Origin of the sequence: Pleurocapsa sp. PCC 7319 (assembly GCF_000332195.1) — a bacterium.
Classification (GTDB): domain Bacteria; phylum Cyanobacteriota; class Cyanobacteriia; order Cyanobacteriales; family Xenococcaceae; genus Waterburya.
In genome coordinates this window covers 1,107,733-1,121,333 of sequence record NZ_KB235922.1, presented here as the reverse complement: position 1 = coordinate 1,121,333, position 13,601 = coordinate 1,107,733, and the positions used below count along the sequence as shown (strand labels likewise).

Sequence of the window (13,601 nt, the reverse complement as noted above, 5' to 3'; positions counted from 1 at the left end):
AAGCACACCCCTTTTTTAGATATCAAGATACTAACTCTAAACTAATTCTTTGGTAAAAAGTGATAGAAAATTAGTTGCTGGTAGTTACTGACAAGATTTTAAATTACCTATATAACAGTATTATCAGCTATGGTCGCATTTTTTAAAATAACGACAATACCACTACGAATATAAAAGCCGTCGTCTTCTCTTTGAGCTTCTTCAACTCGATCTTTATTTATTATCTGGACATTACGACCAATACAAGCATTTTTATCTACAATGGCATGACGAACTGTTGACCCTTCACCAATTCCAACAGGAATTCCTCCTTTTTGTAAGCCAGATTCCCTTTCAGCAAAGGGATCGTAGAAATCTGCCCCCATAATCAAAGTGTCTTCAATGGTGCAGTTAGCTTCTATTCGAGTTCGCACTCCGATTACAGAGTGATTAATCTGACAATTTTTGAGGATACATCCTTCACCAATCATGGACTCATTGACTTGACAATTCAGCAGTTTGGTTGGTGGTAAATAGCGGGAACGAGTATAAATTGGGGCTTTTTCATCGTAGAAGCTAAAATCAGGTTTAGGTTGCTTTGTAAGAGCTAAATTTGCTTCATAAAATGATTCAACTGTTCCAATGTCTTCCCAATATCCCTTAAATAGGTATGCTTGGAGATTGTGATCCTTAGCCGCTCCAGGAATAATTTCATTTCCGAAGTCGGTTTGATCGGGGTGTTTTTCTAATAAGTTGACTAAAACGTCCTTTTTAAACACATAGATGCCCATAGAAGCTATGTACGGACTTTTCTGAGCTTTTTCTGGTGTCAGACCCAATATGCTGGTATCTACCTGCATTTTTTTGAGATCTTCACCCTTGGGTTTTTCGGAAAAGTCGATAACTCTACCTTGATTATCAATTTTCATCAAACCAAAACTAGAAGCTCTCTTATCATCAATTGGCACTACAGACAGAGTTATGTCGGCGTTGGTTTCCCGATGGTGCCGAATAAACTTGCTATAGTCCATACGATAGAGATGATCGCCTGAAAGAATAATACATTCATCAACATCCCATTCCTTAATCGAGTTAATATATTGGCGCACAGCATCAGCAGTACCTTGAAACCAACCCGAGTTGTCCTTAGTTTGCTGCGCTGACAATACCTCCACAAATCCTTCCCTAAATCCAGAAAAATTATAACTGCGATTTAGATGTCGATTAAGAGAAGCAGAATTAAATTGAGTCAGAACATAAATTTTAAGAATCTCTGAATTTATGCAATTACTGACTGGAATGTCTATCAAACGATATTTACTGGCTAGAGGTACTGCCGGTTTAGCCCTTAATTTTGTTAGGGGATATAAACGAGTACCCGCACCGCCTCCGAGAATAATACCTAATACTCTTTTCACTTCAAAAAAACCTCGTGACTGCCTGTGCCTCTCCAAATAAAGTTTATCTGACTGGGGGACAGATTCAGCAAAATGAAGTGGAAAAGAATCTATTTTGTTAAAGTGTAAAAGAGGATGTAATGTAAACACTCATTGAACCTAAGCTCAGTATCGTCACCTATTATTTAGTTTTTTAGGAAATTGTATTAAATATGTCATCAACAGAAACACAGCTTCCTCCGAAATTAGGCAAAATTGTTGCTCGTTTTCAACGTCGTTCTAATCCCAAGCAAAAGTACGAACAACTACTTTGGTATGCTAAAAAACTTCCCGAAATGCCAGAATCGTCTAAAATAGCCCAAAATAAGGTAAATGGTTGTGTTTCTCAGGTATACATTACTGCCAGTCTTCAAGATGGTAAAGTATTTTATCAGGGTGATTCAGACGCACAATTAGTTAAAGGGCTTGTGGCCTTCTTAATTGAAGGATTAAATAATTTACCTCCTGAAGAAATCATCCAGATAGAACCGGACTTTATCGAGGATACAGGCTTGAAAGTTAGTCTTACTCCGTCCCGAGCCAATGGCTTTTTCAATATTTTTCAGATGATGAAGAAAAAAGCTCTCGGGTTTCATTTAGGAACAACAGAACAACCTGAAAATTAATGATTTAAATTTATTTAGTCTTGGTTGTTTGTTTCTCTTTCAGAAATTACTCTCGTGCAACACCAATCTGTAGGCAGAGCAGAAGGCCAACCCATGCGAATTGCTTCTGGACAAATAGTCATCACCGTTAATTGACAATCAATTAGCTGGAATCCTTCTTTCTTACACTGCTTTAAACTGTGTTTGAGGATTGTGTCATCTTTAAACTCAATGGTGTTGTTGCATTGAATACAAACAACGTGATGGTGATGATGAGGATAAGGTTGGTTCAGCTCATAATGCTTGTGACCTTCAGCTAATTCTAATTCTCGCAAAATCCCCATTCGTGCCATTAACTTAACACTGCGGTAGATAGTTGATAAACTAATCGCTTCACCTCGTTTAGTAACGAGATTATGTAACTCTTCAGCACTTAGGTGATTGCCTTTAGGTAGATTTTGAAATACGTGCAGGATTTTTTCTCTCTGAGGAGTCATCCGCCAGCCTCTAGAATTTAGTTCCGCTTTTAAGGAAGCTGCCGTGTAATTTGCCATACCATTCTTTTTTCAATTATTTCTTGCTTATTGACAATGATAGTGTTCTTGCGCGGCCTTTGCAATAAAGTTTGGTTACAGAATTATGTGTTAGGTTGTTCCCAGCTCTTTATTTGCTCTACTACAATTAGAGAAAAATTAGAGAAATAATTGTTTATCAAGAAGGAGGGACTAACCACAAGAAAATTGGCGAGGGAATATTTCTCAATACTCCGTAAACCAAAATAACCAATATAGTTACGATTATTTGTAGATTTTTATAGTGAATAGTGTATAAGTTTATTCTATAAAAATATTTGACAAAATAGGGTGTAATCCAATAAATAAGATACGGTAGGCATATTATTAATAATGGATTAAACCTCAAAGCAGATTGCCAATTTCCATGTAGCAATTGATGTAAAGCTCTCAACATTCCGCATCCAGGACAATAAAATCCCCCCCACTCTCTTGATAGACTTGGGGGGTATATTTTGTTGGGATCAGCTGGATTAAAATTATATAAAATTTGAAATATTAGCGTGCTTAGAGCGCATATTGCCGCTAACTGGTAGGTTTTGGTTGACATATAAATATGACAGATATAACTATCAATAAATTTGCAAAATTATCAGACTTTAGTATAGTCACTGAAGACAAAAAAAGAGTTGCCTGAATATACTGTTGTGCAATGAACTAAGCATAAAAATATTGAATAGTTATGACTAATCCTCAGAACGGAAATGCTAACAACAAAAAGATTGTTTGTGGTATCTGTGGCATTATATTGGGAGCTTTAGGAATTCATAAATTTATCCTAGGTTACACTACAGAAGGCTTAGTGATGTTACTAGTAAGCGTTTTAACTTGTGGTCTTGGTTCACCAGTTATGGGTATCATCGGTCTAATTGAAGGGATTATGTATCTAACTAAATCTGATGATGAATTTTATAACACTTACATGGCAGCAAAAAAAGGCTGGTTTTAGTTACTAATGCTGGAATTGAAACGTACTTCGAGCAAAATCATCCTGGCTATTTTGGGAGCAGTTTATTTAACTACCTTCTCTAACCTAGACATTAATATATTTTTTAAGAGCTACGCAGCGATAATGCCAGTACAAGTCCTGGCATTGATCTATGGGATTTACTTAATCTACAGTGAGAAGCGAAGATCTCAAAATAATAGCTAAGCTAAACAATATTTTTTTCATTAACCCGTCTAATTGCTACCACTCCTGGTAAAGGAGGCTGATTAACCTTGCCACTAGGCCAATTTGAACCAATAGGTACTTGTCTTTGTTGTTTAAATACTGTGCCATCAGTAGCTAGCAGTTCAAAATTTCGTGATTCTGCTGCCATATTTTGACGAATCCCGTTTCGTTCTCCTGGATGTTGGATCGCTAAAAACAAATTGCTGTTATTGCTATCAAAGGTTAACCCGGTACATTCACATTCCATGGGACCGATCGCAAACGGATAACTATTTCCTGCATCATCACCAGTCAGGGGAACATACCACAGAGAGTTATTCCCAAATACCCCTAGTAAATCCTTGCCAGATAATGATTCTCGGTTTTCTGTTCTAGCGGGAACTGTAACATTATGAGTACTAGTAGACATATCAGTTACCATCCAAAGATTTCCAGCTCGATCAAAAGATAAATTATCAGGATTGGCAAAGCCAGCACCTCCTTTAGCTGGTTCGCCTCCAGTGGCGAGCATACTCCAGGTAAAACTAAGGGAGGCAGGATCTTTGTCATCTTCTTCGAGTTTCATAATCCAGCCATATTCATAATTGGACTCGCCATCAGGACCAACAAAGATGGCTTTATCTGGACCACCATCGCTGCCATCAGAGCCAGAGGTAAAGGCAATAAACAAAATACCTTCCTCATTAACAATGGTGTCCTCAGGACGAGCTGTACAGGTTATTCCTGCTGCATTAGCAGCAAAGTGAGCATCAATTAAAATTGCTCCTTGGGTTTCTTGGGGGCTATCTCCTTGATATATATCTCCCAAAGTTTTATAGTTTGTAACCATGGGTTGCATCTGTTCTTCTGTAGTCACTTCAATCACTCCACCCGCAGCACGATCGCTATTGGGCAAGATCACTATTCCCCCTACTACCTGATTGGGTGATACAGGATTGACTAAAGTATCAGGATTGAGGGGAATCCATTCTCCAATACCATTGGGGTAAAATTTTGCTCCATAGAGCATACCATCCTCAAATAAGCGGGAGTTGGATTTATCCTGGGGATTATTTACTTGACCACTACTAATAAACTTGTATAAATGACCTCCACGGCGATCGCATCCTGAATAAACTGCCAGATTTTTGCCTGCAACCGCACGAATACCAAAAGCTTCATGGCGATAACGTCCCAGCCAGGTATGTTTAGTTCCATAGTCGTCGGGGTTAGCTGGGTCAATCTCCACCATCCAACCGTATTTATTTCCGGCTAGACCAAATACATTTCCTCTGCCGTCAAGATCTTCATCAGTAATTAAAAATGGAGTGGCACTGGGATGCAAGGAAGAACCATCTGCCATAACTGGTTCGGGTACTTGATCTTGGAAATTTTCTTCCGCGCTGAGTACGGTTCCCCAGGGTGTTGTCCCTCCAGCACAATTTTGAAATGTGCCAATAATGCGATCGCCTAAGCCATCTTCATAACCCAGTTTGTTGGCTTTAGTAAATATTGCCACTGCTGCACCGGTCGACCTGAGGGAACGCTCAGGGTTATCCAAACCTGAAATTCCCGTAACACGGCGATCGGCATCAGAATAAGTTCTCTCCCAAATACCATCTGCATTTCGCTTAACCGAAATTACTCCCAGTCCCTGGTCGATTAATCCTTCCCGGGAAATTTTCCTGATTTTTCCTTTGAGTTGGTCATTATCTGTAAGACTAAAAGCATCAATTTCACCCTCTTGCGGTTTAGTCAGAGCAATTAATTCAGTAAAAGGAAGTTGTTTGCCAATCACCAGGGGATAAGTTTGCATCCAGGTACCTCCGCTAATATATTCAAAATTAACCGTGAGGTATCCCTCGTTGGGAACAGTCTCAATCAGAGATAAATAGTCGTTATTATAGCCAAAACGGGAATCTCCTACGCGATCGCCCCAAGCAGCAATCAAATCATAAGTAAAATTTTTTGGTAAAACTAAATCATCTTTAACTTCATAGCTTCCATAAGTCTCTATTTGTTCCGAAATGGGAAGTTGCTCTATCTCAAGAGGAAGAGGAACTTTAACTGATTTAAAGCCCAAACTAGAATTAGCTGAGCTCAAAGATGAGTAGTCAGTTTGAGCTATGGCGGGGAAATTGCCTAATTGAAGTCTTTCTTGTCCCCTGGAACCTGAAGCCACAGATCCAGCAACAGCAGCAAAAAAGAACAAGAAATGTCGGCGATTAACATTCATAATTTACTGTTAACAAAAAGAAAATAAAGCAAATTTTTGAGAAATTCATATTCATAAGCTAAACTCCGAATGTTAACAACTTATTAATCAATGGTTGTAATTTTTTTAATCTCCTTATTTATTCAATTCGAAAACACTCGATGTCATTAGCTCCTGATTAACTGTTAGGCGGCTAATTACGAGAAATCTTATGTTTTATTGGCAAGAATGGCTTTGGCAAACAAATCATTGGCTGAGTTCTCTTGGACACTTAGCTTATCCCGCTTTTATTAGTATTTATCTTTTGGCAACCTTAATCGGATTACCAGCAATTTTTCTTTTTTTAGCTGCGGGCAGTCTATTTGGCTTTATTCCTGGTTTGGTCGTGGTATCCTTTTCCGATACAGTGAGTGTCGCCACCTGTTATATGTTGGGCAAAACTGTAGCTCGTAAAGCCGTCAACAAGTGGATCTCTGAACGCCCGCATTGGCATAAATTTGACCGCGCCGTCGCTCAACAAGGGTGGAAAATTGTCTTTCTAACCCGTCTTTCACCAATTGTGCCTTCTAATGTGCTGAACTATGGCTTTAGTCTAACTAGAATCAATTTCTGGCAATATCTTTTTGTTTCTTGGTTGGGAATGTTACCAGTGATTTCCTTGTATGTATATTTGGCTTCCGTCGGAACTAATTTGCTCTCAGGAAACAACGATCCTAGACAGATTGTAGCTTCAGTTATCGGTTTTGTTACCACCCTAATGGCGATCGCCTACACCACTAAGTTAATGCATGGCACTCTATTTAAAAAATCGACTAGACACTTGAAGGCGCAATCATCCAGGCGGCAAGAGTCTCAAAATCGAGTAAAAGCTCGACGCTAATAAAAATTAAAGTATAATAATATATTTTTTAGCTTGACACATTTGTCAAATTGTTGCTATATTGATAAATCCTGTTTATGTATAATTTCAAATTTACTCACAAAAATAATAACTTCCTGTGGCTAATTCCAAATCGGCAATCAAACGTATCAGAACAGCAGAGCGCAATCGTCTGCGTAATAAAACGTACAAATCTGCCCTCAGAACGCTTACTAAAAAATATTTTGGTGCGGTAGAAACATATACAGCCGAACCCACTCCAGAAAATCTAGAAACTGTTAAGCAAGCTATGTCGGCAGCTTACAGTAAAATAGACAAAGCAGTTAAGCGCAATGTCTTGCATAAAAACAATGGAGCCAGGAAAAAAGCCCGCATAGCTAGAATATTGAAAAATGCGACAGCTTCTTAAGTCTGAATTGTTGAATTATGCAGCTCTTTCTTAAGCTAAGTGTCGAGCCTTAATTAATACAAATATATTTTGATAACAAGCGATACACCAAGTAAATGCAGTTAATAGATACCCATGTTCACATCAATTTCGATGTTTTTCAAGGGAATTTAAGCTCGTTAAAGCAGCGTTGGCAGGAAGCAGGTGTAGTCCACTTGGTACATTCTTGTGTAGAACCTAAAGAGTTTCAGGGAATACAGTCCTTAGCGGATCGTTTCCCTGAATTGTCTTTTGCGGTTGGGTTACATCCCTTAGATGCCGATAAGTGGCAAGATAGCACCGCAAAGGAAATAAAGTCCCTAGCGGCTTCAGATGTCCGTGTAGTGGCTATTGGTGAAACAGGTTTAGATTACTATAAAGCCGATAACCAGAAAATACAGATTGTCGCTTTACAAGAGCAGTTGAGAATAGCCAAAGAACTCGACAAGCCGGTCATTATTCACTGTCGCGAGGCGGCAGCTAGTTTAAAGGAATTATTGACTGACTTTTGGCAAACTGAAGGAGCAGTTCCAGGGGTTATGCACTGCTGGGGAGGAAATAAAGAAGAAACTGGGTGGTTTCTCGATCTAGGTTTCTATATCAGCTATAGCGGTATTGTTACTTTTAAAAACGCCAAGCAAGTGCAAACAGCAGCTAAAATGGTGCCCAGCGATCGCCTACTAATTGAGACAGACTGTCCTTTTTTGGCTCCTGTTCCTCGCCGAGGTAAAACTAATGAACCTTCTTATGTATTGCACGTAGCTGAACATGTTGCTCAACTACGCCAAGTCTCCTTGGAGAGTATAGCTGAGCAGACTACGGAGAACGCTTGTCGTTTATTTAACATTCAGCTAAAGAGTTAGCAATAAATTGCCATTTAACTTCTCTAAATTCTAAATAATAAACTTTAAACTTTAGTTTTCAACTTTTTCTCAGAGCCGAAAAACTCAAACATAGTATCAAGAGCCATAATCTTCATGACTAATCTGACTTATAACCTGCTACCAGACTTAATTGAAATTCAGCGTTCTAGCTTTCGTTGGTTTCTAGAAGAGGGATTAATCGAAGAACTTAATAGTTTTTCCCCAATCACTGATTACACTGGTAAATTTGAGCTACATTTCCTGGGGGAAAACTATCGGCTCAAAGAACCTAAGTATTCTATGGAAGAGGCTAAACGCCGCGATAGCACTTATAACGTTCAAGTTTATGTTCCGACCCGTTTAATCGATAAAGAAAGCGGTGAAATCAAGGAAATGGAGGTGTTTGTCGGGGATTTGCCCTTAATGACCGACCGGGGAACTTTTATTATCAATGGTGCGGAAAGGGTAATTGTCAACCAGATTGTGCGTTCTCCTGGAGTTTACTATAAAGCGGAAACCGATAAAAATGGTCGTCGTACTTATTCTGCGTCGTTAATTCCCAACCGAGGAGCTTGGTTAAAGTTTGAAACTGATAAAAATGGTTTAGTTTGGGTCAGAATCGATAAAACCCGGAAGCTTTCAGCTCAGGTGCTATTAAAGGCGATCGGTTTGAGCGACAATGAGATCATGGATGGAATTCGCCATCCTGACTTTTATCAGAAGACTTTAGACAAAGAGGGGAACCCCAGCGAAGAAGAAGCCTTGTTAGAGCTTTATCGTAAGCTACGTCCTGGAGAACCTCCTACTGTTAGTGGTGGGCAGCAACTATTAGAATCACGCTTCTTCGATTCTAAACGCTATGATTTAGGACGGGTTGGTCGTTATAAACTTAATAAAAAGCTGCGTCTTACGGTTCCCGATACCACCAGAGTACTAACCACTACTGATATTTTGGCAGCAGTAGCCTATCTAATTAACTTAGAATTCGACGGTGGTAGCACCGATGACATCGACCACTTAGGCAATCGCCGAGTACGTTCCGTTGGAGAATTGCTGCAAAACCAAGTGAGGGTCGGTTTAAATCGTCTCGAAAGAATTATTCGTGAACGGATGACAGTCAGCGAGGCTAATAGCTTAACTCCAGCAGCTTTAGTCAATCCTAAACCATTGGTAGCTGCGATCAAAGAATTCTTTGGTTCGTCCCAGTTATCCCAGTTCATGGATCAAACTAATCCCCTAGCCGAATTAACCCATAAACGTCGTCTTTCAGCCCTTGGTCCAGGGGGATTAACTCGAGAAAGAGCGGGTTTTGCTGTTCGAGACATTCATCCTACTCAGTATGGTCGAATTTGTCCGGTGGAAACTCCTGAAGGACCTAACGCTGGATTAATTGGTTCATTAGCTACTTATGCCCGAGTAAATCCCTATGGTTTTATTGCCACGCCTTATTATCCAGTGAAGAATGGTCGTGTATTGCGTGATGATGCGCCTGTGTACCTCACTGCTGATGAAGAAGACGACATGAGAGTGGCACCAGGAGATGTGGCTACAGATGATGATGGCTATATTCTGGGAGATACGATCGCCATTCGTTACCGTCAAGAATTTTCCACCTGTGCTTCAGATGAAGTTGATTATGTAGCTATTTCTCCGGTGCAGATTGTCTCAGTAGCTACTAGTTTGATTCCCTTCTTGGAGCATGATGATGCCAACCGCGCCCTAATGGGTTCCAATATGCAGCGTCAAGCTGTACCTCTCTTGAGACCAGAGCGTCCTTTAGTTGGTACTGGCTTAGAAGCTCAAGCTGCTCGAGATTCTGGGATGGTTGTGGTGTCACGAACTCACGGAATTGTGACTTATGTTGACGCTAATGTTGTTAGGGTCAGAGTAGAAGAGGGGAACAATGGATTGTATGCCCCCGACCCTGGGGAGGAAATCACATATAAATTACAGAAATACCAGCGTTCTAATCAAGATACTTGTTTAAATCAGCGACCTTTGGTTTATGCAGGAGAAGATGTTGTCCCAGGACAGGTCTTGGCAGACGGCTCCTCTACTGAAGGTGGAGAACTAGCCTTAGGACAGAATGTTTTAATCGCCTATATGCCCTGGGAAGGTTACAACTATGAAGATGCCATCTTAATCAGCGAACGTCTAGTTTATGATGATGTTTACACTAGTATTCACGTCGAAAAATTTGAAATTGAAGCTCGACAAACCAAATTAGGACCAGAGGAAATCACCAGAGAAATTCCTAATGTTGGGGAAGATGCTTTGCGCAACCTAGACGAACGGGGCATTATTCATATTGGTGCTTGGGTAGAAGCGGGAGAAATCCTAGTTGGTAAAGTGACTCCCAAAGGAGAATCCGATCAGCCTCCAGAAGAAAAGCTCTTGAGAGCAATCTTTGGCGAAAAAGCTAGGGATGTTCGTGATAATTCCCTACGAGTTCCTAATGGAGAGAAAGGTAGGGTAGTAGATGTTCGTGTCTTTACCAGAGAACAGGGTGACGAGCTGCCCCCTGGAGCAAACATGGTAGTCAGAATCTACGTGGCTCAAAAACGTAAGATTCAAGTAGGGGATAAAATGGCAGGTCGTCATGGCAACAAAGGAATTATTTCCCGTATTTTGCCGATTGAAGATATGCCCTATCTTCCTGATGGTACGCCGATTGATATCGCCCTCAATCCCTTGGGTGTTCCTTCGCGGATGAATGTGGGACAGGTGTTTGAGTGTCTCTTGGGCTGGGCTGGGGAAAACTTGGCAATGCGTTTCAAAATGATGCCTTTTGATGAGATGTATGGCAAAGAAGCATCTCGAGAAACTGTACATGGCAAAATTCAGGAAGCTGCTCGTAAACCAGGTAGATCTTGGGTATATGATGAGCAAAACCCCGGAAAAATCCAAGTCTTTGACGGACGCACAGGAGAACCATTTGATCGTCCTGTAACCATAGGTAAGGCTTATATGCTTAAGCTGGTTCATCTGGTAGACGACAAGATTCACGCTCGTTCTACTGGTCCTTACTCTCTAGTTACTCAACAGCCTTTAGGCGGTAAAGCACAACAGGGGGGACAACGCTTTGGAGAAATGGAGGTATGGGCATTAGAAGCCTATGGTGCAGCCTATACTCTACAAGAGTTATTGACGGTTAAATCTGACGATATGCAGGGACGAAACGAGGCGCTAAACGCCATTGTTAAAGGGAAACCGATTCCTCGCCCTGGTACCCCAGAATCCTTCAAAGTATTGATGCGAGAATTGCAGTCTTTAGGGTTAGATATCGCGGTTCATAAATTGGAGGCGTTAGAGGATGGTAGCAGTCGTGATGTTGAAGTGGATTTAATGGCAGATACTCCTCGTCGTACTCCTAATCGTCCTACTTATGAATCTTTACAGCGAGAAGAAACCACCGAAGAAGTATAGCTTTTAAAGGATGAATGATGGGTTATGAAGGATGAAGAAAGTATTTCTTCTGCCTTCGTTTCTTGTCAAGAAACAACTAATCCCTATCCCTAATATTCAGTCAATAATGAGAAACCAAATAGAACAGCGATTTGATTACGTAAAAATTGGTATTGCCTCTCCAGAGCGAATTCGTCAATGGGGAGAAAGAACTCTGCCTAACGGTCAATTAGTTGGCGAGGTAACTAAACCAGAAACGATTAACTACCGTACTCTCAAACCTGAAATGGACGGGTTATTTTGTGAGCGCATTTTTGGTCCAGCCAAGGACTGGGAATGTCATTGCGGTAAATACAAACGCGTACGCCATCGCGGAATTGTCTGTGAGCGTTGTGGAGTGGAAGTTACAGAGTCACGGGTACGCCGTCATCGTATGGGCTATATTAAGCTCGCAGCACCTGTGACTCATGTTTGGTATCTCAAGGGTATTCCTAGCTATTTGAGTATCTTACTTGATATGCCGTTACGAGATGTAGAACAGGTAGTTTATTTTAACGCGTATGTAGTTCTCGATCCTGGCAATGCAGGCAATTTATCTGCCAAACAGTTGTTGACTGAAGATCAGTGGATTGAAATTGAAGACCAGCTTTATAGCGAAGACTCTGAATTAGTCGGGGTTGAAGTAGGTATTGGTGCTGAAGCGGTTCAACGGCTTTTAGAAGAAGTTAATTTAGAAGAAGAAGCCGAGAAACTACGTGAGCAAATTAACGATGCTAAAGGACAGAAAAGAGCTAAGTTAATTAAACGTCTGCGGGTAATTGATAACTTTGTGGCGACAGGTTCTCGTCCAGAGTGGATGGTAGTTACGGCTATTCCCGTAATTCCTCCCGATCTACGTCCGATGGTACAGCTAGATGGTGGTCGTTTTGCTACTTCTGACCTGAACGATCTTTATCGACGAGTAATTAACCGCAACAATCGTTTAGCTAGACTGCAAGAGATTTTAGCTCCAGAAATTATTGTCCGTAATGAAAAACGGATGCTACAAGAGGCTGTAGATGCTCTGATCGATAATGGTCGTCGCGGTCGGACAGTTGTTGGTGCCAACAATCGTCCTCTTAAATCTCTCTCAGACATTATTGAGGGTAAGCAAGGACGTTTTCGCCAAAACTTATTGGGTAAACGGGTTGATTATTCAGGACGTTCTGTAATTGTGGTTGGTCCTAAACTGAAGATTTATCAGTGTGGCTTGCCTAGGGAAATGGCGATCGAGTTGTTTCAACCCTTTGTGATCCATCGTTTAATCAATAGCGGTATGGTCAATAATATCAAAGCCGCCAAAAAACTAATTCAGCGCAACGACCCCAGTGTCTACGAGGTACTTAAAGAAGTAATTGCTGGACATCCAGTAATGTTAAACCGGGCTCCTACCTTGCACCGTTTAGGTATTCAAGCATTTGAGCCAATTTTAGTCGAAGGTAGGGCAATTCAACTGCATCCCTTAGTTTGTCCGGCATTTAATGCTGACTTTGATGGTGACCAGATGGCGGTACATGTTCCCTTGTCACTAGAAGCCCAAGCTGAGGCTAGATTGCTAATGCTAGCTTGTCATAATATTCTCTCTCCCGCCACGGGAAGACCAATTGTCGCACCCTCTCAAGATATGGTTTTAGGTTGCTATTATCTGACTGCCGAAAATCCTCAGGCAACTAAAGGACAAGGTCGTCGTTTTGGCAACCTGGATGACGCCATCAAAGCTTATGAGCAGGGACAAGTGGATATTCATGCCTATGTCTGGCTACGTTATGAGGGAGAAGTAGAAACAGATAAACCCGACAATGAGGTTTTGGAATCAGAAACTTTGGTTGATGGTAGCAAGATTGAGTATTATCGCCAAAGATTTGTGAGAAAGTCCCCTGAAGGAGAACAAATTGCCCAGTATATAGAGACTACTATCGGTCGAATTATTTATAACAAGACCGTACAAAATGCTTTAACAGCAACGGTATAAGCAACATCGCTCAATCTGAGAGATTAGAGACTTTTAATAGCTAGGAACGGGAAAA

General features: G+C 40.8%; 11 protein-coding genes. 7 read left to right on the top strand and 4 right to left on the bottom strand.

Annotated features, from left to right (window positions below; genetic code table 11):
* Positions 1-107: 107 nt before the first annotated feature.
* Entirely contained in the window at positions 108-1,397 is a 1,290-nt protein-coding gene (locus PLEUR7319_RS0109115; RefSeq protein WP_019504914.1) for a glucose-1-phosphate adenylyltransferase, read from the bottom strand.
* A 191-nt stretch (positions 1,398-1,588) separates the two neighbouring features.
* On the opposite strand from PLEUR7319_RS0109115, the gene PLEUR7319_RS0109110 reads away from it, so the two are divergent.
* Positions 1,589-2,041: a SufE family protein gene (locus PLEUR7319_RS0109110; protein WP_019504913.1), complete on the top strand. Its 453-nt coding sequence runs from the start codon at positions 1,589-1,591 to the stop codon at positions 2,039-2,041.
* Positions 2,042-2,055: 14 nt separating this feature from the next.
* On the opposite strand, the gene PLEUR7319_RS0109105 is transcribed toward PLEUR7319_RS0109110, so the two are convergent.
* A complete protein-coding gene (locus tag PLEUR7319_RS0109105; RefSeq protein ID WP_019504912.1) occupies positions 2,056-2,574 on the bottom strand; it encodes a transcriptional repressor in 519 nt (172 codons plus the stop codon).
* Positions 2,575-2,731: 157 nt separating this feature from the next.
* Positions 2,732-3,142: a DUF2752 domain-containing protein gene (locus PLEUR7319_RS43450; RefSeq protein ID WP_071592908.1), complete on the bottom strand. Its 411-nt coding sequence runs from the start codon at positions 3,140-3,142 to the stop codon at positions 2,732-2,734.
* Between the two features lie 132 nt (positions 3,143-3,274).
* Here PLEUR7319_RS43450 and PLEUR7319_RS0109100 point away from each other — a divergent pair, with 132 nt between their 5' ends.
* A complete protein-coding gene (locus PLEUR7319_RS0109100) occupies positions 3,275-3,541 on the top strand; it encodes a TM2 domain-containing protein (RefSeq protein ID WP_019504911.1) in 267 nt (88 codons plus the stop codon).
* A 205-nt stretch (positions 3,542-3,746) separates the two neighbouring features.
* On the opposite strand, the gene PLEUR7319_RS0109090 is transcribed toward PLEUR7319_RS0109100, so the two are convergent.
* Complete coding sequence (locus tag PLEUR7319_RS0109090; RefSeq protein ID WP_019504910.1) at positions 3,747-5,981, bottom strand: PhoX family phosphatase; 2,235 nt, start codon at positions 5,979-5,981, stop codon at positions 3,747-3,749.
* Positions 5,982-6,171: 190 nt separating this feature from the next.
* On the opposite strand from PLEUR7319_RS0109090, the gene PLEUR7319_RS34690 reads away from it, so the two are divergent.
* The 5 genes from PLEUR7319_RS34690 (at position 6,172) to PLEUR7319_RS0109065 (ending at position 13,546) form a co-directional block, all read left to right on the top strand.
* Positions 6,172-6,840, top strand: coding sequence for a TVP38/TMEM64 family protein (locus PLEUR7319_RS34690; protein ID WP_019504909.1), 669 nt, complete (start codon positions 6,172-6,174; stop codon positions 6,838-6,840).
* A 118-nt stretch (positions 6,841-6,958) separates the two neighbouring features.
* Entirely contained in the window at positions 6,959-7,249 is a 291-nt protein-coding gene (rpsT, locus tag PLEUR7319_RS0109080; protein WP_019504908.1) for a 30S ribosomal protein S20, read from the top strand.
* Between the two features lie 95 nt (positions 7,250-7,344).
* Positions 7,345-8,130, top strand: coding sequence for a TatD family hydrolase (locus PLEUR7319_RS0109075; RefSeq protein ID WP_019504907.1), 786 nt, complete (start codon positions 7,345-7,347; stop codon positions 8,128-8,130).
* A gap of 114 nt (positions 8,131-8,244) precedes the next feature.
* Positions 8,245-11,556 carry a DNA-directed RNA polymerase subunit beta gene (rpoB, locus tag PLEUR7319_RS0109070; protein WP_019504906.1) on the top strand — a complete coding sequence of 1,104 codons (3,312 nt, stop codon included), beginning with the start codon at positions 8,245-8,247 and terminating at the stop codon, positions 11,554-11,556.
* Between the two features lie 106 nt (positions 11,557-11,662).
* A complete protein-coding gene (locus PLEUR7319_RS0109065) occupies positions 11,663-13,546 on the top strand; it encodes a DNA-directed RNA polymerase subunit gamma (protein ID WP_019504905.1) in 1,884 nt (627 codons plus the stop codon).
* The last annotated feature ends 55 nt before the right edge of the window (positions 13,547-13,601 follow it).